The sequence below is a fragment of the Mycolicibacterium monacense genome (genome assembly GCF_010731575.1).
Classification (GTDB): domain Bacteria; phylum Actinomycetota; class Actinomycetes; order Mycobacteriales; family Mycobacteriaceae; genus Mycobacterium; species Mycobacterium monacense.
The window spans coordinates 5,023,599-5,043,287 of sequence record NZ_AP022617.1; the positions used below are offsets into that span (position 1 = coordinate 5,023,599).

A 19,689-nucleotide genomic window follows, 5' to 3' on the forward strand; every position below is an offset into this window, starting at 1 on the left:
GATGCCGCGCCGCGCACCCACCAAACCCGGTCTGCCCGCCGAGCGCACCCTGTTGTCCTGGGAGAGAAGCTCGTTCGGCTTCCTCGTGGGCGGTGCGCTGGTGCTGCTGCGCAACCACGGACCCCTGGGGCCGGCGCGGATGCTGTTGGCGATCACCGCGGCCCTGCTCGCGCTGCTGGTGCTCGCGCTCGGGTACCGGCGGACGCGTCAGATCCGGAACAGCCCGGTGATCGCGGGCCGGGTGGTCACCTCCGCCCCGGGAGCGGAGGTGCTGGTGATCGGCGGAGCCACCGTCGGCTTCGCGACGGCCGTGGTCGTGGTGCTGCTGCTCTTCTCGATCTGACCGACGGATCAGGCCAGGGCCAGGAACAGCTTCTCCAACTCGGTTTCGGACATCGGCTCTTTTCCGTCGGCGGCCTCTCCGGTCATGCACTCGCGCATTCCGGTGGCCACGATCTTGAATCCAGCCTTGTCCAACGCCCGCGAGACCGCAGCCAGCTGCGTGACGACGTCCTTGCAGTCGCGGCCCTGCTCGATCATCGAGATCACCCCGGTGAGCTGACCCTGCGCCCTGCGCAGCCTGTTGAGCACCGCGGCGATCGCGTCCTCGTCACCGACCATGGCGCACCTCCTTTCGACCAACTGTGCAGCGATGGTACCCGCCGGGGTATTCCCTCCGGCGGTCATGCGGCGGCCCCGCCGGAAGCCGAGACGCCGGAGAGACGGCGCAACGGACAGTGGGCGTACCGGGTACAAGCCACCGACATCGTCGCGGCGATGGCCGTGAGCGTGGCCCCGGCGATCCCGACACCCAGGTGGATCTCCTGCCCGAGGATGACCGACGACATGGCAAGCACGAACCAGCCGAACGCCTTCCGCAGCGAATCGGGGTTCACCATCGCGGTCAACCGCGCCCCGACGAGTGCGCCCACCACCGCAGCGCCGGTCACCGCCAGCGCCACCGACCAGTCGATCTGAACACTGGACAGGTATCCGCCCAGACCGGCGAACGACTTCATCGCGATCACGATCAGCGACGTGCCCACCGCGATCGGCATCGGCAATCCGCCGAGCAGCGCGAGGGCGGGCACCACGAGGAATCCGCCACCGGCGCCGACCAGGCCGGTGACCAGGCCGACGACCAGGCCCTCGGCGATGATCTTCGGGACGGGTAGCCGGTGGGCGCCCCCGGCCGTCTCGACGTTCTTGCGGCCCCGCAGCATGGCCACGGCGGTGGCGACCATCATCACGGCGAAGCCGATGAGCAGCACGGTGCCCGGGATGAAGCGGGCCAGCAACCCACCCCCGTAGGCGCCGGCCATACCCGCAGCGCCGAAGATCAGACCGGTCCGCCACTGCACCCGGCCGGCCCGGGCGTGCGAGATCGCGCCGATGGCACTGGTGACGCCGACGACCAGCAGCGAGGTGGCGATGGCCTGTTTGGCGTCCATTCCGGCCACGTAGGCCAACAGCGGGACGGTCAGGATGGAACCTCCGCCGCCGAGCAGTCCCAGTGCGATGCCGACGAAGACGGCCAGTCCGATGGTGAGCCCGATCATGATCGACTCACCGACTTCTTCGCGGGCGCGGAATCCACCAGCTGGGCCACGATGCTCTGGGCGTCGCAGGAGGCGCCACGGTTGTAGGGCAGCTTGGACAGCATCATGCCCATCGCGCAGGTGTTGGACACCGCGGCGAAGGTCAGCCCGCCGCCGATGGCCCCGGCGACCCACTTGAGTTTCGGCGCGGCGATGCTGCCCAGGATGCTGGTCAGCACGATCGAGCCCGCGACCAGGCGGACCTGGCGCTCGAGGTCCCAGCGCTGGGCGCCGCGGTTGACCGCGAAACCCTTTGCCTCCCAGGCGGTGATGCCGCCGTCGAGGATGTGCACGTTGGTGAGTCCGGCCTGGCGCAGCGTCTCCTCGGCCTGGGTGGCGCGCTGACCGGACCGGCAGACCAGGACGACGTCCTCATCGAGATGTTCGATGATCTCGTCGCGGTGTTCGCGCAGCAGGTCCAACGGCACGTTGTAGGCGCCGGCGATGTGTGCGGTCTCGAACTCGCCGGGGGTGCGCACATCGATGACCCGGGGTGGCGTCGCCGAACCGAGCATCTGACTGAGGTCGTGCGAGTCGATCGTGACGGGTGCGGTCATTCGAAAAGTCCTTTCATCGGAGCGGCCCGGAGATACCGATACCGCGGGGGGTATGCTGAGGCTCATGTTACACATACCCCCGGGGGTAACAGCAAGTGGGAATTTTCATACCCCCTAGGGTACTTGACATACCCATAGGGGTATAGGCAGGCTGATGAGCAGAACGCCGCACCCCCACGCACCGAACGAAAGGACGTCACCATGAAATTCACCCAGTACTACCTGGACTGCCTGTCCCACGCGTCGTACCTGATCGCCGACGAGACAACCGGCCGCGCAGTCGTCGTCGACCCGCAGCGCGATGTCTCCGAGTACCTGGCGGATGCCAAGGAGTCCGGCTACACCATCGAGTTGGTCATCGAGACCCACTTCCACGCCGACTTCCTTTCCGGCCACCTGGAGCTGGCGAAGGCCACCGGCGCGAAGATCGTGTACTCCTCGGTCGCCGAGACCGAGTTCGAGTCGACGGGCGTGGCCGACGGCGAGCGCTACTCGCTGGGTGACGTGACGCTGGAGTTCCGGCACACCCCCGGCCACACGCCCGAATCGATGAGCATCGTGGTCTACGAGCACGCCGACGACGAGGTGCCCTACGGCGTGCTGACCGGCGATGCGCTGTTCATCGGCGACGTCGGCCGGCCCGACCTGCTGGCCTCGATCGGGTTCACCCGTGAGGAACTGGCCGAGAAGCTGTACGACTCGCTGCACAACAAGCTGATGACGCTGCCCGACGCCACCCGGGTGTACCCGGCCCACGGCGCGGGTTCGGCCTGTGGCAAGAACCTGTCCACCGACCTGTGGTCGACGATGGGCGATCAGAAGGAGACCAACTACGCGCTGCGCGCACCGGACAAGGCCACCTTCATGGACCTGGTCACCGAAGGGCAGCCGCCCGCGCCGAGCTACTTCGTCTACGACGCGATCCTCAACCGCAAGGAGCGGGAGTTGCTGGACGAGACCAAGATGCCGCCGGCGATGACCTATGAGCAGGTGCGCGACGCGATGAAGGCGGGTGCGATCCTGGTCGACGGGCGGGGCCCCGAGGAGTTCGCGCTGGGTCACCTGCGCGGCGCCGTGAACATCGGGCTGGCAGGCCGGTACGCGGAGTTCGCCGGCTCGGTGCTGCCCTCGGATGTCGACATCGTGCTGTTCACCGAGCCGGGCCAGGAGCTGGAAGGCAAGAACCGGCTCGCCCGAATCGGTTTCGACCGCGTGATCGGGTACGTGGACCGGCCCTTCGAGGTCATGTTCAACCACCAGGACGACGTCCAGATGGCGTCCCGGTTGACGGCCAAGGCCTTCGACCAACGCGCTGCCGAGCTGGCCGACCTGCAGGTCGTCGACGTGCGCAACCCGGGTGAGGTCGCCGCCGGGACCATCCCGAACGCGCTCACCATCCCGGTGGGTCAGCTGCCGGCCCGGCTGGGCGAACTGGATCCGGCCAAGCCGACCGTCGTGTACTGCGCCGGCGGTTACCGCTCCTCGGTGGCCGCGAGCCTGTTGCGGCAGAACGGTTTCGGCGATGTCAGCGACATCCTGGGCGGTTTCAACGCCTGGGACGAAGCTCGTCAGAACGCCTGAGCGGAGGGAAGATCATGACCACCGACAAGCATCGGATCGTCATCATCGGCGGAGGTACGGCCGGCATCTCGGTCGCCGCCCGCCTGCTGCGCAAGGGCCACTCCGACGTCGCCGTCATCGAACCGTCCGACACGCACTACTACCAACCGCTGTGGACGCTCGTCGGCGGCGGGCAGGCGAAGGCGTCGACGACCGCACGGCCCGAGGCCTCGGTGATGCCCAAGGGTGCGACGTGGATCAGGAACGCGGCGGCCACGGTCGACCCGGACAACAACAGGGTCACGTGTGTCGACGGGGCGGACTACGAGTACGACGTACTCGTGGTCAGCCCCGGCATCCAGCTGGACTGGAACCGCACCGAGGGTCTGCAGGACGCACTCGGTAAGGACGGGGTCTCGTCGAACTACCGGTTCGACCTCGCACCCCGCACCTGGGAGTTCATCCGCGACCTCCGTTCGGGCACCGCGGTTTTCGGGATGCCGTCGGGTCCGATCAAGTGCGCCGGGGCGCCGCAGAAGATCGCGTACCTGGCCAGCGACTACTGGCGCAGGCAGGGCGTGCTCTCCGATATCGACGTGCATCTGGTGGTGCCGACACCGCGACTGTTCGGCATCCCGGCGATCGCCGACAACCTCGACGTCATCGCCGCGGACTACGGCATCACCGTGCACACCGGTGCCGAGATCACCTCCGTCGACGCCGCGGCGCACAAGGTGGGTATCACGCACACCGCCGACGGCGGGTCCGACACGGTGCTGCCCTACGACGTGCTCCACGCCGTACCGCGCCAGTCGGCCCCGGACTGGATCAAGTCCAGCCCGCTGTCGACCGGTGACGCGGCCGGCTACGTCGAGATCGACAAGCACACCATGCAACACGTGCGCTATCCCAACGTGTTCAGTCTCGGCGATGCCGGATCGTCCCCGAACTCCAAGACCGGGGCCGCGATCCGCAAACAGGCCCCGGTGGTGGTCGAGAACATCGAGTCGTTCCTCACGGGCCGACCGCTGAACGCCTCCTACAACGGCTACGGATCGTGCCCGATCGTCACGTCCTCGCACGCGATGCTGTTGGCGGAGTTCGACTACGACCTGAACCTCACGCCGTCGTTCCCGCTGCTCGACCCCACCAAACCGCACCGCGGCTACTGGTACCTCAAGAAGTACGGGCTGCCGTTCATGTACTGGAATCTGATGCTGAAAGGACTGGCGTGACATGTCCACCAAAACCCTGACCTACGACAACTTCGAAGCAACGGTCACCGGCAATCCGATTGTGCTCGTCGACTTCTGGGCGTCCTGGTGCGGCCCGTGCCGCGCGTTCGCCCCGGTGTTCGAGCGCTCCTCGCAGACGCACCCGGACGTCGTACACGCCAAGGTCGACACGCAGGCCGAACGTGATCTGGCGGCCACGCTGGAGATCAGTTCGATCCCGACCGTGATGGCCTTCCGGGACGGCGTGCTCGTCTACCGGCAGGCCGGGGCGCTGCCGCCGGCGGCGCTCGAGGACCTGATCACCCGGGTTAAGGCGCTCGACATGGCCGAGGTCCGCGCGCGAATCGCGGCACGGAAGGCGACCGCACAGGCGTAGCCGACGTGCGGTCAGCGGGCGCCGCGCACCAACCGGCCGGGCCGCGCACCCGTGTCGCGGCCGAAGCGGCGGGTGACGGTGCCGTTGACGACCGTCGCGTCATAACCGCTGGCCCCCTGCACCAGCCGATTCCCGCCCGCGGGAAGGTCATAGGCCATCCGGGCCGGGTGCAGGGTCAGCGCGTCGAAATCGATCACGTTGAGGTCGGCCCTTTTGCCGACCTCGATGGTGCCGCGGTCGGTGAGCCCGAAAAGTGTTGCCGTATCCCGGCATTGCTTACGCAAGACGTACTCGAGGCTCAATTTGCGACCGCGGTGGCGGTCGCGGGCCCAGTGGGTGACCAGATAGGTGGGATAGGAGGCGTCGCAGATCAGGTTGCAGTGCGCCCCGCCGTCGGACAGACCCAACACACCCGCGGGGTGGGTGAGCATCTCGTGGATCGCGTCGTGGTTGCCGTCGGCGTAGTTGAAGAACGGCAACATCAGCATCGAGCCCGCACCGTCTTCGAGCATGAGGTCGTACAGCGTCGCCAACGGGTCCTCGCCGCGGTCCGCGGCGATCGACGCGACGGTCCTGTCCGGCGTCGGTTCGTAGTCGGGCGGGTCACCGAGTGCGTAGATGCGATGCAGTGAATGCTGAACCAGGGCGAACATGCCGTCGAACTGTCTGGTGGTGTCCACCGGCAGATCGGATTCGCCGAGGATCGCCGCCTTCACCGCCGGGTCGGCGAGCCGTTCTGCCAACTCCTCACGCGGCAGTTCCGACTTGAGCGCGCGGTAGGTCGGACGGTGGGTGAAGGCGTGATGGCCGGGGAAGCCGAGCAGCATGCCGAATGGCCGGGCGGCGATCTGCGGGTAGAGCATCGCGCCGTCGGCGTGGGCGTCGGCCGAGATCTCGAGCTGTTCGCGCCACAGGTTCGGGTCGGCGTCGACCTGGATCAACGCGAACGACAACGGGCGTTCGATCTCGGCGCCGAGGCGTCGCATCCACTCCAGTTCTCGCTTCGGCGCGACGATGTCCTCGCCCGCGGCACCCTGCGGAGCGAGTTCGAACACCGCGCGGCCGCCGGCCGCCATGGCGCGGCCGAGACCGAACAGTTCGTCCTCGGCGGCGAAGGTGCCGGGCACGGGTTCCCCGTCCATGGCCCGGTGGGCGATGGTCCGGGAGGTGGAGAACCCCAGCGCGCCGGCCTCGATCGACTCGCGCACGAGGTGGGCCATCGCCGCGATGTCCTCGGGTGTGGCCGGCTCGTTGCGGGCGCCGCGCTCGCCCATCGCGTAGGCGCGCACCGAACCGTGCGCGATCTGACTGCCGACGTCGACCGCGAAGTGCCGCGACCCGATCACGTCCAGATACTCGGGATAGCTCTCCCAACCCCACGAGATGCCCTCGGTCAGCGCGGATCCCGGGATGTCCTCGACACCCTCCATCAGTTTGATCAGCCATTCCTCGCTGCCCGGCCGGACCGGCGCGAACCCCACCCCGCAGTTGCCGGTGACCACCGTGGTCACGCCGTGGCAACTGGACGGTTCCAACAGACTGTCCCAGCTGACCTGACCGTCATAGTGGGTATGGATGTCCACGAAGCCCGGCGCGACGATCCGTTCGGTGGCGTCGAGCGTCACCGCGGCATCGCCCGCCAGACCGTCGCCTCCCGGCGGCACCCGGCGCACCTCGACGATCTTTCCGTCCTTGACGCCCACGTCGGCGCGGAACCGGTCGGCGCCGGTGCCGTCGACCACGGTTCCTCCGACGATCTTGAGGTCGAACATGTCGTCTCCTTCGGGCCGGGATCGCTTCGGACACTATCCACAGCGAGGGCGATCACGGCCGAGAATCGATGACGGCGGCGGCTACCCTTCGCGGTGGATGTCCACCGCGCGGCGGTGCGAAGCCCGACTCGAGGAGAAGTCCCATATGAGCGAAGACGATGTGCGCGATCCCGCCGCGACCGCGGGAGCGGCCATAGAGCAGGCGGTCGCGGTGTTCATGCTGCACCCGCAGACCTACGGCGGGAGCGTCGCCGCGGGGTACCAGAACCCGCTGGCCGGTTATGTCGCCGGTCGTGGCGGCGTCCTGGGTGATGCCACCGGCGCCACCGTCAGCGCGGTGTTCGCCGTGTTCGAACCGACCGGGTTGTCGGCGATGTGGGACGAGGGGATCGCCGTGCGGGGCGCCGCCGGTGCGGCAGAGGTGTATTGGGAGCAGACGGCGGAGTTCGGGCGGAAGTATCTGTCCGGGGCCGAGGGTCTTGAGCGGCTCGCGGCGCTCGGCGAGAAGCTGATCGCTGCGACCCCCACGACGGCGCTGCCGTTGTTCGCCGGGTGGCGTGCGATGCCGTTGGCCGCCGACGCACCCGCCCGCGCGCTGCAGGTCATGTTCGTGCTGCGCGAGTTGCGCGCCGGGCTGCACTTCAATGCGCTGTCCCTCTCGGGCATCACGCCGATCGAGGCGCACATGCTCAACAAGGGGCCGCAGTACGCCGCGATGTTCGGTTGGCCCGAACCGTTCGCCGACGGTGCCGACAAGAAGGACCGCTACGCCGAGATCGAGCAGGCGACCAACCGGCGGATGGCCGAGCTCTGCGCATCCGCCCTCGACCCGGACGAGGCGGCCGAACTGGCCCGGTTGAGCACCGAGGCGCTGGCGTGGTTGAAGGCGAACGTCCCGAGGTGAGCCGGATCGCCTTCGGCCTCGATCAGGCCTTGTTCGACGAGCTCGGCGCCGAACTGGCGAGGTTTCGGCGCTGATCGGTTCGGTCGCGCAGGGCGATGACGAGCACGCTCAGGGCCAGCGCCGCCGCACCGGCCAACGCCACGACCAGGATCGCGGTGGTCTCGTGCAGGCGCACCGCGATGCCGATCAGCGCCCAGACGAGCACCAGCGCGTAGGCGATGTCGCGGTGCAGGAACGTCATCGTCAGTCCGAGCGCGGCCGCGACCAGCACCATGATCACGCCCCAGGTGGGCTCGGACAGGCCGAAGCCGGACCAGCCCGCGTCGTCGAGCGTGATGGTGGCGTTGGCGATCGTGGCCACCGAGATCCAGCCGAGATACACCCGGAACGGGATGTGCACCGTCCACCGCTCCACCGTCGAAACCGGTGGGCGGGCGGCCTGTAGGCGGTAGATGACGATCAGGGCGCCCAGCAGCACCAGCATCAGCAGCATGCTCAGCGGAAAACGGTTGTGGTGCCAGGCGAACAGCCATGAACAGTTGGCCGCGGCGGTCAGCAGGTACCAGGGTGCGATCGCCCGCGCCGCGCCGCTGTCCGACCGCCTTCGGGCCAGGCTGAGGCTCAGGTAGACGCTGTAGGCGATCAGGCCGAGGTAGATGACGCTCCAGATCGAGAACACGTAACCCGCGGGCACGAAGTACACCTCGAAGCGGCGGGTGACCTCGCCGGTGGTCTGGCCGTTGATCGGCAACCCGTTGGCGAGGTAGTTGACCAACAGTGTGGCTGCCGTCGCCAGGCTGACCGCCACCGGCAACAACAGTGTCGACGCCGATGTCGACTCGGCGGTCCGACCGGCCATCAGGGTGCTCCTCTTCTCGGGTTCTCCGCGGGGGACGGTACGAGGTACATGCCCGTTAGACAGGCTTTCGAACCGCCGCGTGCACGGCGGCCCGGACCCCGTGCCCCGCGCAGACAATGGGTTCGACCGAGCGCAGGGTGCGGCACAGGACGAAGGCGCCTTCGAGGGCCGTCAGGGTGATCATCGCCAACCGGCGGCACTCCGCCTCGGTGAGGTCGAGTTGCCCGAACCACGCCGCGAGGCCGCCGAGCCAGCTCTGGAACACCTCCGCCGCCTCCACCCGGAGCCGCTCGTTGGTGCTGGCCACCTCCAGCGCGATCGTCTCGATCGAACAGGCTTCGCTGTAGTCCTGCGCCTCCAGATCCCTACCGGCCTTCTCGAACAACTCGGGGATTCCGTCGAGCGGGTCGATCTGCGCCAACTGCGCGCCGACGAACGTGGCGTATCGGATGCCTTCGCGGCGAATGACTTCCACGCTGATCGCCTCTTTGCCACCGGGGAAGTGGTGGTAGATCGAACCGAACGGCGCCTGCGCCGCGGCCGAGATCTGTTTGAGGCCGGTGGCGGGCATGCCCTGCCGGCGATACAGCTCCGCCGTCGCATCGAGGATCCGGCTGCGGGTGGACGGATCTGCCATGACGTCTCCTTCTTGCGCATCGTGCTCCGACAGCATATCGTCCGGGTAAGTAGAACGATCTATCTAGGAGGCGAACGGCATGCTTTCCGTGGATCTGCCCTCGGGACCCATCGCCTACGACGACACCGGCGGCGACGGACCGGTCCTGGTATTCGGTCACGGTCTGCTCATGGACGGGCGGCAGTGGCGCAAGGTCATCCCGCTGCTGCCCGGTTACCGGTGCATCACACCGACTCTCCCGATGGGTGCGCATACGGTGCCGATGAACGACGGCGCGGATCTCACCCAGATGGGAATGGCCAACATCGTCGCCGACTTCCTCGACGCGCTGGACGTCGACGACGTCACACTCGTCCTGAATGACTGGGGCGGCGGGCAATTCGTGATCACCGAGGGCCGTGACAAGCGCATCGGGCGGCTCGTGCTCGTATCCTGCGAGGCCTTCGACAACTTCCCGCCCAAGCCGGCCCGGCCGGCTGCCCTGCTCTGCCGGCTACCGGGCGGCGGCTGGGTCCTGAGCAGGATGCTCGGGACGCGCTTCTTCCGTCACAGTCGGCAGGCCTACGGCGGGCTGGCGAAGTCGGGGCTGCCCGACGCGTTGTTCGACGAGTGGTTCCGCCCCGCCGTCGAGAACGCCGCGATCCGGCGTGATCTGGTCCGGTTCGCCACCGGCGCGCCGCCGCGCCGCCGGTTACTCGAATTGTCCGGCAAACTCGGCACATTCGATCGCCCGGTGCTGGTCGTCTGGGCGCGTGAGGACCGCATGATGCCGCCGGCGCACGCCGACCGCCTGGTCGAACTGTTCCCCGACGCCCGGAAGGTGATCGTCGACGACTCCTGGACGCTCATTCCCGAGGACCAACCGGAGGCGATGGCCCGGGCTCTGCGCGAGTTCGTCGGTTGACCGCCCGGGTCAGCCGATCCGCACCGCGTCGCCTTCGCTGACGGTGCCGATGGTGACGACATCGGCGTAGAGCCCCGCGCAGGGCAGGACGCCGAAATCGCCTGCCTCGACCCGGTTGTGCTCGAGCGGGTACCGAACCGACTGCGGTGACCGCGCCAACGCGCCGTGTTCCAACGTCGGCACGGAGCAGCGCGGGGTGGGCATCGTGCCGCGCAACTCCACAGCGCCGATCCGGATCGTCGCGTCGACCCAGTCGTTCTCGATGAAGGGCGGACATCCGGCGGGCGTCTCGATCACGATGTTCGGGCGGTAACGCACCGCCTCGGCCCGCTCCAGTCCCACCGCGTCCAGGGTCGCGGTGGTGACCAGGTGCACGGGCGAATAGTCGACGAACGCCCCACCGGGGGTGCCCTGGGCGATCTCGAGCAGCGCCGCCTCGATGTCGGCATCGAGGCCGTGGGTCAACACGTCGATCGGATCGGATCGCTCGACGACCGCCCCCGCCGAACGCTCGTCGGCGAGATGGACGGTGCGGCCGACCAATTCGGACACCGGCCCATCGGACTCCGCCACGGGTACGGTGCGCCCGTCGGGCAACGTCACCACGACACCGTCGGCCCCCGTTGCCGACGAGCACTGCAGCAGGCGGCGCCAGAGCCGGGGGTTCTTGGCCGTGGCGACCCGCCCGGTCTCCTCGTCGATGTACGCGTACCTCCGGTCGCCGGCCACGCCGAGCGGACCGAGGCTGAGCGCGTCGCACTGCTCGCCGAGCATCGACTTCACCGGGTAGCGGCGGAGCGCGGAAACCTTGCCGGTCACATCGGTATTCGTCATCGCATCGCCACCCTACCGGCGGCGCGTCACACCGCCGAGCCGCCGCCGTCGACGTACAGCGTCGACCCCGTCACGAAACTCGACCGCGGCGACGTCAGGAACAGCACCGCCTGAGCGACCTCCTCGGGGCGCGCGGTGCGGCCCAGCGGCAGTGCCCCGGCGACGTCGTCGATGAAGTCGCCCATGTCGGCGGTCCCCGGTGTGCGCGTCGGACCCGGCGAGACACTGTTGACGCGAACGCCGTTGGCGCCGAACTCCGCGGCCCAGGTACGGGTCAGCGAGGCCAGCGCGGCCTTCGTGGCGCCGTAGGCCGACGTGCCGGGAAAGCCCTTGTCGCCCGCCGGGGAGGTGATGTTGACGATCGCGCCCCGCCCGCGCGCGACCATGCCCCTGGCGACCTCGGCCACCAGGAAGTAGGCGCCGCGCACGTTCGTGTCGAACATGGTCTCGAAGGATGCGAGATCCTGGTCCAGCGTCGGCGCGGCGGGAAACACCCCCGCGTTGTTGACCAGGATGTCGACGTCTCCGGCCTGTTCGGCCAGGTCCTTCACCGACTGAGGGTCGCTCATATCGGCCTGCACGAACCTCACCGCGCCGCCGATCTCGGCCACGGCCTGTGCCCCACGCTCGGCGTCGCGTCCGGAGACGACGACCTCGGCACCCTCGGCGGCCAGCAGCCGCGCCGAGGCCAGGCCGATTCCCGATGTCCCGCCGGTCACCAGCGCGATCTGCTTGTCGAGTTCCATGGGCCGTACAAGCGTGCGCCGGGTGTGGATTGTTCCCGCTATCCCCAGGCGCTGGGATCGCCGCCGGCCGGCGGGGAGAGCCGCGGCTTGAGGCGCACCGTGGGCATCGGCGGCGCAGGAAGGCGTGGCACGAGGCCGCGATAGCCCTCGACGCGGCCGAACCGTTCGGACTCCGCCTCCCACTCGTCCCGGAAGGCGGCGATCTCCTCGTGGCTGCGCCCGACGAAGTTCCACCACATGAGCACCGGCTCGGGAAACGGTGTGCCGCCGAGCAGCATCACCCGCGCGGGACGGTCCCCGGGATTGGCCAATGTCAGGCGGTCGGCCCCGGGCGCCACGTACCCCAGGACGGCGCGGGACAGGTGCGTGCCGTCGAGCACGACCGGGCCGATGTCGACGAGCACGCCGTGCTCGAAGTCCGGTGCGACGTCGACGGTCAGTTCGGCGTGCGGGTCGAGGACCACCTCGGCGCCGACGAGAGGGGAGTGGGCGGTGACGGGGGAGCTGTGACCGGCGAGCGTGCCGAGCAGCACCCGGACCGTTGCGCCGTCGATGCGGACCGCTGCGGGGACCGCGTGGTCGAACCGCCGCGGGAGGTGGCGGGCGTGTTCGGGCAGCGCCACCCACAGTTGCACACCGTGCAGCGTGGCGGTCGCCGCTGTGGACACCTCGGAGTGGGCCACACCGGATCCGGCGGTCATCAGGTTGAGCTCGCCGGGCCGGACCAGCGCCCGCACGCCGCTGCTGTCCCGGTGCTCGATCTCGCCGTCGAACAGCCAGCTGACGGTCTGCAGGCCGGTGTGCGGATGCGGCGGCACGTCCATCCCACCGGTGTGGCCCACGTCGTCGGGTCCGTAATGGTCGACGAAGCACCACGCACCGATCAGGGAGCGGGCCCGTTGGGGCAGGGTGCGGCGCACCGTCATCGCCCGCGGCCCGCCGAGGGGCACGGCGCGGCTGGTGATGACCTCGACGTCGCTCACACGTCCCATCGTGGTCCACGCGTCAACCGCCGACCCCTGATGTGCAGCCGGTGAGGAGCGACACTAGGTTCCCTTGGGTGATGTCCTCAGCTGTTGGTGCAGTCGCGCGGTGGGTCGCGCCGTTCCTGACGGTCGCGGCCGTCGCGGGTACGGCCGCCGTCGCCGAACCCGTGAACGTCGACCCCGCTCCGGCGGTGCGTCTGGTCAGCGATGCGAACCCGCTGGTCGGCAGGCCCTTCTATGTCAATCCGGCGTCCAAGGCCATGCGGGCGGTGCAGGGCAACTCGGACCCGTTGCTGGCTTCGGTCGCCAACACCCCGACGGCGTACTGGATGGATCACCTCTCCACCCCGTCGGTCGACTCGAAGTACATCGCCGATGCACAGGCCGCGGGCACCACGCCGATCCTGGCGCTGTACGGCATCCCCAACCGTGACTGCGGGAGCTTCGCCGCGGGCGGATTCGGCTCGGCCGGGGCGTATCGAGCGTGGATCGACGGCGTGGCCGGAGCCATCGGAGGGGGCCCGGCGGCGGTCGTCCTCGAACCCGACGCGCTGGCCATGATCGACTGCCTGTCACCGGGTCAGCAGCAGGAACGCCTCGAGCTGATCGGCTACGCCGTCGACACCCTGACCCGCAACCCGGCCACCGCGGTGTACGTGGACGCCGGTCATCCGCGCTGGGTGGCCGCCGATGTGATGGCCGGCCGGCTGAACCAGGTCGGCGTCGCCAAGGCGCGCGGCTTCAGCCTCAACACCGCCAACTTCTTCACCACCGAGGAGTCGATCGGCTACGGCCAGGCCGTCTCGGGGATGACGAACGGATCGCACTTCGTGATCGACACCTCCCGCAACGGCGTCGGACCGGTCGACAGCGATTCGTGGTGCAACCCTCCCGGCCGCGCGTTGGGCACCCCGCCCACGACGGCCACCGGCCACCCGCAGGTCGACGCCTTCCTGTGGGTCAAGCGTCCCGGTGAGTCCGACGGATCGTGCGGCGGCGGGGCGCCCAGCGCGGGCACGTTCGTCGCTCAGTACGCCATCGATCTGGCCCGCACCGCAGGCTGGTAGGGATTACCCGCTGACGGGCGCACGCGCAGCCCGCGTCCGCACCTGAGCGGTCACCCATTGGGCGGCCAGCTTCACCAGACCGGACTGCGGGTAGCGCACGTGCGCGTCGAAGTCCCGCCCCAACGAGCAGATCGGATCGTTGGTGTTGCACAGGTCCGCGGTACGGGACCCGAACACCGGGCTCAGGCGGGTCAACGGCTGGCCGACCCGGGCTGACGGATTGCCGAAGACGGTGACGGCCGCGATGCGAGGAACGACGGCGGCCGGCATGGGTGCGGCGAACCCGAGCCCGGCGATCGGGGACGTCGTGACGATGTCCATGACCGCGGCCCCCTGCGAGTAACCGCCGAGCACGATCTCGGTGCCGCAACATTTCGCCGCGGTCGACTGGACACGCAGGCTCGCGTCGGTGGCGCCCAGGCCGACTTGCGAAAAATCCCACGACGCCGGGTACTTCACGGCGTAGGTGCCGACGGTCTTCCCTTTGACCATCGGGCGCAGCGCGTCGACCAGGGCCGTGCCGACCACACCGATGCCGGGCGGTTCGTCGGTGCCGCGAGCGAAGATCACCTCGATGTCCGGACAGCGCGGAGCGGCCGACGCGGTCGGCGCTGCGCCCGTCGCGAGGGCGGCAAGAGCCGTCGACGTGGCCGCAGCCACCGCCGAGTACCTGCGTCGGGTCACCCTGTCGACCGGCACGGCCTCTCCTGAACTTCACTGAACGGACGTCCGCCCTGTACCCATTTACCTCAGAAGCCACTCCAGTAACAGGATGCCCGATCGCGGTGATGCGACCATGGACGCATGACCGCAACGCTTGTCGCGAAGAACGTGGCCGGCGGATTCGCCCACCGCACCCTCTTCGAGGGACTGGATCTGACAGTGGCGCCCGGCGATGTGGTCGGAGTGCTCGGCGCCAACGGGGCAGGCAAGAGCACGCTGCTCCGCATCCTGGCGGGAGATCTCGAACCGCTCGACGGGATCGTCAGCCTCGCGCCTGCGGATGCGTTCGTCGGGTGGCTGCCGCAGGAGCACGAACGCGTGCCCGGTGAGACCGTCGCCGCCTACATCGCGCGCCGTGCGGGATGCACCGCGGCGACACAGGCGATGGAGGCGGCCGCCGCCGCCCTGGCCGAGCCCGAGTCGGCGTCGATCCCGGACCCGACCGCCGCCTACTCGGCGGCGCTGGATCACTGGTTGGCCACCGGCGCAGCCGACCTCGATGAACGACTGCCGGCGGTGCTGGCCGACCTGGGTCTCGACACCGACGCCGTGCGGCCGCACTCGACGCCGATGACCGCCCTGTCGGGTGGACAGGCGGCGCGGGTCGGGCTGGCCGCCCTCCTCGTCTCACGGTTCGACGTGGTCCTCCTCGACGAGCCGACCAACGACCTCGACCTCGACGGCCTCGCGCGGTTGGAGCAGTTCGTCCGTGATCTGCGGGGCGGCGTGGTGGTGGTCAGTCACGATCGTGAGTTCCTCTCTCGCAGTGTCACTCACGTCCTCGAGCTGGACCTGGCCCAGAACACCACGACCGTGTTCGGCGGCGGTTACGAGAGCTATCTGGAAGAGCGTGAGATCGGCCGCAGGCACCGGCGCGAACAGTACGAGGAGTTCGCCGAGAAGAAAGCCGATCTGGTGGCGCGCGCCCGCGTACAACGCGAATGGTCGAGCCAGGGCGTGCGCAACGCGATCCGCAAGGCGCCCGACAACGACAAGCTCCGTCGGCGTGCGGCCACCGAGTCCAGCGAGAAGCAGGCGCAGAAGGTGCGCCAGATGGAGAGCCGGATCGCCCGCCTCGAGGAGGTCGCCGAACCCCGCAAGGAGTGGACACTGCAGTTCACCATCGGCGCGGCCCCGCGGTCGAGTTCGGTCGTCGCCTCTCTCGACAATGCCGTTGTGCGGCAGGGTGATCACGTCCTGGGTCCCGTCTCGCTGCAGGTCGACGCCGGCGAGCGGATCGGCATCACCGGCCCCAACGGCGCGGGCAAGTCGACGCTGCTGCGGTTGCTGTTGGGACACCGCACGCCCGATGAGGGACGCGCGAGCCTGGGCGCCAACGTCGCGGTCGGCGAGATCGACCAGGCCCGAGCCGATTTCACCGGCCCGGCGCGACTCATCGACCGCTTCGAGGAGAAGGTGCCGACCTGGTCGACCGCCGACGCGCGCACGTTGTTGGCCAAGTTCGGGTTGCGGGCCGACCATGTGGAACGCCCGGTCGACGACCTGTCGCCGGGGGAGCGCACCCGGGCGGGGCTGGCACTGCTGCAGGCGCGCGGCACCAACGTGCTGGTCCTCGACGAGCCGACGAACCATCTGGACCTGCCGGCCATCGAGCAGCTCGAACAGGCCCTCGAAACCTACGACGGCGCACTGCTGCTCGTCACACACGACCGCCGCATGTTGCAGAACGTCCGGCTGGACCGCACGTGGCGGGTCGACAACGGCCGGGTCGTCGAGCTGTAGCGGCCCCCTTGAAGCGGTGACCTCCCTGCCCAGAGGTAAATTGCGGGCATGCAGCTCTTGCGTGACGCGGTCGTGCTCTTCCACATCGTCGGTTTCGCCGTCACTTTCGGCGCCTGGGTCGCCGAGGCGGTCGCCCGCCGTTTCCGCACCACCAGGCTGATGGACTACGGCGTGCTGGTGTCGCTGGTGACGGGCCTCGCGCTCGCCGCACCGTGGCCCGCCGACGTGGTGCTCAACTATCCGAAGATCGGGGTGAAGCTCGCCATCCTGATCGTGCTGGGCGGAGTCCTCGGCGTGAGCAACGCGCGTCAGCGCAAACGCAACGCCCCGGTGCCGCGGCCGTTGTTCGTCGCGGTCGGCGTGCTGACGTTCGCCGCGGCGGCGATCGCGGTGCTGTGGTGACCCGCGCCGGTCGCTGACCCCAGAAGCGCCAGTTTCTCGGCATCCTCCGAGCCGGCATCGGCGTGATAGACGACGAGATCGCCTAGGGTCCGGCGTGCAGAATCTGGTGGGTCGCCAGCGCCGCGCGCAGGTGCGCCTCGTCGACGACGTTGTCCCGCAGCGGGATCGACGCGGCCACGAACTGATCGGGCCGGACGAGGTAGAGGCGGTCGGACCGCAACCGGCCGCGCGGATCGGCACCGAACTCCCGCGGGCCGTCGATCCACTCCGGTACGTCGGGGCGGACGATCGTGCCGGCACCGTAGGCGTGCAACTGCCATGTCATCGTGTCGAGGGCGCGCTGATTGTCCGCGACCGGAGGTAGCCGCAGCCCCACCGCCGGATCACGTTCCCGCTCCGTCTGATTCGCTGTGTAGCGGTAGCGGATGCGGTATTGACCGATGTAGCCGCCGAGGCGGGTGCCCAGTGATGTCCGGGTGACCAGAGGGAAGACCCCGAATGCCAAGGCGCCGATGGTCGCCCGGACCAGCCCGGCCGACGATCCGCGGCGGCCGATGACGGTGAAGGCACGATCGGTGACGTTGACCAGGGTCAGCGCGACCGGGCGCCGTTCCCGTTCGTAGCGGTCGAGTGCCCGTCCGTCCACGCGGTTCTGCGCCACATCGGCCAGCAGCATCGCCAGGTTGTGCGCATCCTGCAGGCCGGTGTTCATACCCTGACCGCCGACGGGGGAGTGCACATGTGCGGCGTCCCCGGCCAGGAAGATCGACCCCACGCGAAACCTCGCCGACACGCGGTGATGCACGCGATAGGTCGAAAACCATTCCACCGGACCGTGTGTCAGCCCGAACTCGGCAGCCACGGTGGCGAGCGCCTCGTCCTGCGTGATGGTGTCCTTGGCGGCCAGACCCAGCAGCCTGACGTGGCCACCGGGCCCCAGCGGGAACACCGCCGCGAACGTCCGCTTACCCGGTCGGATGTTGACGGCGTCGTCGGGTACACCGCGGACGGCACGGACGTCGGCGACCCAGAACGTCGCCTCGTCGGTGCGGCCCTCGAAGGGCAGGTTCAATGCGCGCCGGACCGCCGAGGCGGCACCGTCGGCACCGATGCACCACCGGGCCCGCACCCGCAGGAGGGTGCCGTCCGGTCCTTCGAGCAGTGCCTCCACCCGCCCGTCGGGTGCCGCGGTCCTGTCCTGCAGATCGACCAGCCGGTGCCGCCAGCGGATATCGCCGCCGCCCGCGGTGAGCGCGCCGGCGAGCATGTCCTCGTTGCGGCTCTGCTCGAAGATATGGACGCCAGGAAAGCGGGTGTGACCGTCCTGCAGCTTCGCCAGGTTCGGACCGATCCCGCGGGACGATCCGCCGACCTGAATCCGCAACGCGGAGTTGGAATTCGCCAGCACCGTGTCGGCCAGCCCGAGCTGGTCGTAGACCTCCATCGTGCGGGCCTGCACCGCCAGCGCCCGGGATTCCCGGGTCGGACCGGCCTTGCGATCGACCAGCACTGCGGGTACGCCGCGGCGGTGGAGCGCCAGTGCGGCCATCAGACCGGTCGGTCCGGCACCGACGATCAGGACGTCGGTGTCGGTGACCGGGAGGTCGTCGACGCGGTAGGCGGGCGACATACGGTCACCGTAGCCCGAAGTCGCGGTGGCCCGGGCCGATCAGGCGAGCGTGGCGAGCGCGGCCGCGGGATCGTAGCCGGCGAATCCGCCGAGTTCACCGTCACGCAGCCGGTTCACCCACGCCGGGTCGGCCAGCAGCGCGCGTCCGATCGCCACGATGTCGAATTCGCCGGCCTCGAACTGCTCGACCAGACGCTCGACGGGCGCGGGCTGGATCACCTGCCCCTGCTTCTCGCTGCGGAACTGGGTCTCGAGCCCGACGGAGCCCACGGCGATCACCGGTAGCCCGGTCACCTTCTTGGTCCAACCCGCGAGACTGAGCTCGCCGTGATCGGGGAAGGCGGGCACGTAATGCCTGCGCGTGGAGGGGTGGAGGACGTCGACCCCCGCCTCGATCAGGGGAGCGAGCAGTTCCTGCAGCTGCGTGGGGTCGTCGGCGATGGACGCGGTGTAGTCCAGGCCCTTCCACTGCGAGAAGCGGAAGATGATCGGATAGTCCGGTCCGACGGCGGCGCGCACCGCGGCCACCACCTCGGCGGGGAACCGGGTGCGCGCGGCGAGGTCGCCGCCATATCCGTCGGCGCGGGAATTCGTACGCTCCCAGAAGAATTCGTCGAGAAGATAGCCGTGGGCGCCGTGGAGTTCGACGGCGTCGAAGCCGACCTCGCGTGCGGTGCGGGCACTCTGCGCGAACAGCGCGGCGATGTCGTCGAGTTCGTGGGTCGCGAGCGCCCGGCCCTTCGGCCTGCCGAGCCCGTCGACGCCCGACGGGCTGACCGGGGCGACACCGTCGGCGTCACTGCGCTCGGCGCCCTGGTGCCACAACTGCGCGGCGATCGTTCCGCCCGCGGCGTGCACGGCGCGGACGACACGCGACCAGCCGTCGAGGACATCGTCGCCGGCGATCGTCGGAATGGACGAGGGGTAACCCGCAGCCGGGTCGGGCAGCCGGACCCCTTCGGTGATGATCAGCCCCACCCCGCCGGCGGCGCGGCGACGGTAGTACTCCGCCACGTCGGGACCCGGGACACCGTCCGGCGACGCCTGCCGGGTCATCGGCGCCATCGCGAACCGGTTGGGCACGGTCAACGAGCGGACGGTCAGCGGTTGAAAAAGGTCGTCGATAGCCACAAAGGCGTGCAACGCGGGGACGGTG

At 69.2% G+C, this 19,689-nt stretch carries 21 protein-coding genes; 9 read left to right on the plus strand and 12 right to left on the minus strand.

Annotated features, from left to right (window positions below; all coding sequences use genetic code 11):
• Window position 1: 1 nt before the first annotated feature.
• Window positions 2-343: a DUF202 domain-containing protein gene (locus G6N49_RS23965; RefSeq protein WP_064875373.1), complete on the plus strand. Its 342-nt coding sequence runs from the start codon at window positions 2-4 to the stop codon at window positions 341-343.
• 8 nt (window positions 344-351) lie between these two features.
• Here G6N49_RS23965 and G6N49_RS23970 read toward each other — a convergent pair whose 3' ends face one another.
• The 3 genes from G6N49_RS23970 to G6N49_RS23980 form a co-directional block, all read right to left on the minus strand.
• Window positions 352-621: a metal-sensitive transcriptional regulator gene (locus G6N49_RS23970; RefSeq protein WP_064875371.1), complete on the minus strand. Its 270-nt coding sequence runs from the start codon at window positions 619-621 to the stop codon at window positions 352-354.
• 62 nt (window positions 622-683) lie between these two features.
• Entirely contained in the window at window positions 684-1,559 is an 876-nt protein-coding gene (locus tag G6N49_RS23975) for a sulfite exporter TauE/SafE family protein (RefSeq protein ID WP_064875369.1), read from the minus strand.
• A complete protein-coding gene (locus G6N49_RS23980) occupies window positions 1,556-2,155 on the minus strand; it encodes a rhodanese-like domain-containing protein (RefSeq protein ID WP_110807669.1) in 600 nt (199 codons plus the stop codon). Before G6N49_RS23980 ends, G6N49_RS23975 begins: the two co-directional genes overlap by 4 nt.
• 201 nt (window positions 2,156-2,356) lie before the next feature.
• Between G6N49_RS23980 and G6N49_RS23985 the strand changes: the two genes are divergently transcribed.
• Genes G6N49_RS23985 through trxA form a run of 3 tightly spaced genes read left to right on the plus strand, consistent with a single transcriptional unit; the run spans window position 2,357 to window position 5,326 of the window.
• Window positions 2,357-3,736 carry an MBL fold metallo-hydrolase gene (locus G6N49_RS23985; protein ID WP_011562684.1) on the plus strand — a complete coding sequence of 460 codons (1,380 nt, stop codon included), beginning with the start codon at window positions 2,357-2,359 and terminating at the stop codon, window positions 3,734-3,736.
• A 14-nt stretch (window positions 3,737-3,750) separates the two neighbouring features.
• Complete coding sequence (locus G6N49_RS23990; protein WP_011562683.1) at window positions 3,751-4,950, plus strand: NAD(P)/FAD-dependent oxidoreductase; 1,200 nt, start codon at window positions 3,751-3,753, stop codon at window positions 4,948-4,950.
• Window position 4,951: 1 nt separating this feature from the next.
• Window positions 4,952-5,326: a thioredoxin gene (trxA, locus tag G6N49_RS23995; protein ID WP_011857556.1), complete on the plus strand. Its 375-nt coding sequence runs from the start codon at window positions 4,952-4,954 to the stop codon at window positions 5,324-5,326.
• A gap of 11 nt (window positions 5,327-5,337) precedes the next feature.
• On the opposite strand, the gene G6N49_RS24000 is transcribed toward trxA, so the two are convergent.
• Window positions 5,338-7,098: an N-acyl-D-amino-acid deacylase family protein gene (locus G6N49_RS24000; protein ID WP_083044951.1), complete on the minus strand. Its 1,761-nt coding sequence runs from the start codon at window positions 7,096-7,098 to the stop codon at window positions 5,338-5,340.
• Between the two features lie 145 nt (window positions 7,099-7,243).
• Between G6N49_RS24000 and G6N49_RS24005 the strand changes: the two genes are divergently transcribed.
• Window positions 7,244-8,002 carry an SCO6745 family protein gene (locus G6N49_RS24005; RefSeq protein WP_085975517.1) on the plus strand — a complete coding sequence of 253 codons (759 nt, stop codon included), beginning with the start codon at window positions 7,244-7,246 and terminating at the stop codon, window positions 8,000-8,002.
• 22 nt (window positions 8,003-8,024) lie between these two features.
• Here the strand turns inward: G6N49_RS24005 and G6N49_RS24010 are convergent, their stop codons facing one another.
• Together G6N49_RS24010 and G6N49_RS24015 are read right to left on the minus strand one after the other, a co-directional pair.
• Window positions 8,025-8,861, minus strand: a complete 837-nt coding sequence (locus G6N49_RS24010; protein WP_064875361.1) for a TspO-related membrane protein — start codon at window positions 8,859-8,861, stop codon at window positions 8,025-8,027.
• Between the two features lie 55 nt (window positions 8,862-8,916).
• The gene (locus G6N49_RS24015) at window positions 8,917-9,498 is read right to left on the minus strand and encodes a TetR/AcrR family transcriptional regulator (protein WP_011857553.1); all 582 of its coding nucleotides are present in this window, start codon (window positions 9,496-9,498) and stop codon (window positions 8,917-8,919) included.
• A gap of 79 nt (window positions 9,499-9,577) precedes the next feature.
• On the opposite strand from G6N49_RS24015, the gene G6N49_RS24020 reads away from it, so the two are divergent.
• Window positions 9,578-10,402, plus strand: a complete 825-nt coding sequence (locus tag G6N49_RS24020; RefSeq protein ID WP_083044952.1) for an alpha/beta fold hydrolase — start codon at window positions 9,578-9,580, stop codon at window positions 10,400-10,402.
• A 9-nt stretch (window positions 10,403-10,411) separates the two neighbouring features.
• On the opposite strand, the gene G6N49_RS24025 is transcribed toward G6N49_RS24020, so the two are convergent.
• The 3 genes from G6N49_RS24025 to G6N49_RS24035 are packed head-to-tail and all read right to left on the minus strand — an operon-like array spanning window position 10,412 to window position 12,974.
• Window positions 10,412-11,236 (minus strand): MOSC domain-containing protein, encoded by an 825-nt coding sequence (locus G6N49_RS24025; RefSeq protein WP_083044953.1) that lies wholly within the window; start codon window positions 11,234-11,236, stop codon window positions 10,412-10,414.
• Between the two features lie 26 nt (window positions 11,237-11,262).
• Window positions 11,263-11,982: an SDR family NAD(P)-dependent oxidoreductase gene (locus tag G6N49_RS24030; protein ID WP_011857550.1), complete on the minus strand. Its 720-nt coding sequence runs from the start codon at window positions 11,980-11,982 to the stop codon at window positions 11,263-11,265.
• A 38-nt stretch (window positions 11,983-12,020) separates the two neighbouring features.
• A complete protein-coding gene (locus G6N49_RS24035) occupies window positions 12,021-12,974 on the minus strand; it encodes a pirin family protein (protein WP_083044954.1) in 954 nt (317 codons plus the stop codon).
• Between the two features lie 71 nt (window positions 12,975-13,045).
• Here G6N49_RS24035 and G6N49_RS24040 point away from each other — a divergent pair, with 71 nt between their 5' ends.
• Entirely contained in the window at window positions 13,046-14,035 is a 990-nt protein-coding gene (locus G6N49_RS24040; protein ID WP_011562673.1) for a glycoside hydrolase family 6 protein, read from the plus strand.
• Between the two features lie 3 nt (window positions 14,036-14,038).
• On the opposite strand, the gene G6N49_RS24045 is transcribed toward G6N49_RS24040, so the two are convergent.
• Window positions 14,039-14,734: a cutinase family protein gene (locus tag G6N49_RS24045; RefSeq protein WP_083044955.1), complete on the minus strand. Its 696-nt coding sequence runs from the start codon at window positions 14,732-14,734 to the stop codon at window positions 14,039-14,041.
• Between the two features lie 105 nt (window positions 14,735-14,839).
• On the opposite strand from G6N49_RS24045, the gene G6N49_RS24050 reads away from it, so the two are divergent.
• Window positions 14,840-16,501: an ABC-F family ATP-binding cassette domain-containing protein gene (locus G6N49_RS24050; RefSeq protein ID WP_083044956.1), complete on the plus strand. Its 1,662-nt coding sequence runs from the start codon at window positions 14,840-14,842 to the stop codon at window positions 16,499-16,501.
• Between the two features lie 48 nt (window positions 16,502-16,549).
• Window positions 16,550-16,903 carry a hypothetical protein gene (locus G6N49_RS24055; RefSeq protein WP_011562670.1) on the plus strand — a complete coding sequence of 118 codons (354 nt, stop codon included), beginning with the start codon at window positions 16,550-16,552 and terminating at the stop codon, window positions 16,901-16,903.
• An 82-nt stretch (window positions 16,904-16,985) separates the two neighbouring features.
• Here G6N49_RS24055 and G6N49_RS24060 read toward each other — a convergent pair whose 3' ends face one another.
• Together G6N49_RS24060 and G6N49_RS24065 are read right to left on the minus strand one after the other, a co-directional pair.
• On the minus strand, window positions 16,986-18,533 hold the full coding sequence (locus G6N49_RS24060; protein ID WP_011562669.1) for an FAD-dependent monooxygenase: 1,548 nt from the start codon (window positions 18,531-18,533) through the stop codon (window positions 16,986-16,988).
• Window positions 18,534-18,572: 39 nt separating this feature from the next.
• Window positions 18,573-19,664 (minus strand): NADH:flavin oxidoreductase, encoded by a 1,092-nt coding sequence (locus G6N49_RS24065; protein ID WP_011857548.1) that lies wholly within the window; start codon window positions 19,662-19,664, stop codon window positions 18,573-18,575.
• Window positions 19,665-19,689: the final 25 nt, after the last annotated feature.

Bases quoted from the DNA above. Each gene is read 5' to 3' on its own strand.
- G6N49_RS23965 (WP_064875373.1), top strand. From the start codon at position 2: ATGCCGCGCCGCGCACCCACCAAACCCGGTCTGCCCGCCGAGCGCACC.
- G6N49_RS24005 (WP_085975517.1), top strand. From the start codon at position 7,244: ATGAGCGAAGACGATGTGCGCGATCCCGCCGCGACCGCGGGAGCGGCC.
- G6N49_RS24010 (WP_064875361.1), bottom strand. From the start codon at position 8,861: ATGGCCGGTCGGACCGCCGAGTCGACATCGGCGTCGACACTGTTGTTG.
- G6N49_RS24060 (WP_011562669.1), bottom strand. From the start codon at position 18,533: ATGTCGCCCGCCTACCGCGTCGACGACCTCCCGGTCACCGACACCGAC.
- G6N49_RS23990 (WP_011562683.1), top strand. From the start codon at position 3,751: ATGACCACCGACAAGCATCGGATCGTCATCATCGGCGGAGGTACGGCC.
- G6N49_RS23970 (WP_064875371.1), bottom strand. From the start codon at position 621: ATGGTCGGTGACGAGGACGCGATCGCCGCGGTGCTCAACAGGCTGCGC.
- trxA (WP_011857556.1), top strand. From the start codon at position 4,952: ATGTCCACCAAAACCCTGACCTACGACAACTTCGAAGCAACGGTCACC.
- G6N49_RS24040 (WP_011562673.1), top strand. From the start codon at position 13,046: ATGTCCTCAGCTGTTGGTGCAGTCGCGCGGTGGGTCGCGCCGTTCCTG.
- G6N49_RS24055 (WP_011562670.1), top strand. From the start codon at position 16,550: ATGCAGCTCTTGCGTGACGCGGTCGTGCTCTTCCACATCGTCGGTTTC.
- G6N49_RS24025 (WP_083044953.1), bottom strand. From the start codon at position 11,236: ATGACGAATACCGATGTGACCGGCAAGGTTTCCGCGCTCCGCCGCTAC.
- G6N49_RS23980 (WP_110807669.1), bottom strand. From the start codon at position 2,155: ATGACCGCACCCGTCACGATCGACTCGCACGACCTCAGTCAGATGCTC.
- G6N49_RS23975 (WP_064875369.1), bottom strand. From the start codon at position 1,559: ATGATCGGGCTCACCATCGGACTGGCCGTCTTCGTCGGCATCGCACTG.
- G6N49_RS24015 (WP_011857553.1), bottom strand. From the start codon at position 9,498: ATGGCAGATCCGTCCACCCGCAGCCGGATCCTCGATGCGACGGCGGAG.
- G6N49_RS24035 (WP_083044954.1), bottom strand. From the start codon at position 12,974: ATGGGACGTGTGAGCGACGTCGAGGTCATCACCAGCCGCGCCGTGCCC.
- G6N49_RS24020 (WP_083044952.1), top strand. From the start codon at position 9,578: ATGCTTTCCGTGGATCTGCCCTCGGGACCCATCGCCTACGACGACACC.
- G6N49_RS24050 (WP_083044956.1), top strand. From the start codon at position 14,840: ATGACCGCAACGCTTGTCGCGAAGAACGTGGCCGGCGGATTCGCCCAC.
- G6N49_RS23985 (WP_011562684.1), top strand. From the start codon at position 2,357: ATGAAATTCACCCAGTACTACCTGGACTGCCTGTCCCACGCGTCGTAC.
- G6N49_RS24030 (WP_011857550.1), bottom strand. From the start codon at position 11,982: ATGGAACTCGACAAGCAGATCGCGCTGGTGACCGGCGGGACATCGGGA.
- G6N49_RS24000 (WP_083044951.1), bottom strand. From the start codon at position 7,098: ATGTTCGACCTCAAGATCGTCGGAGGAACCGTGGTCGACGGCACCGGC.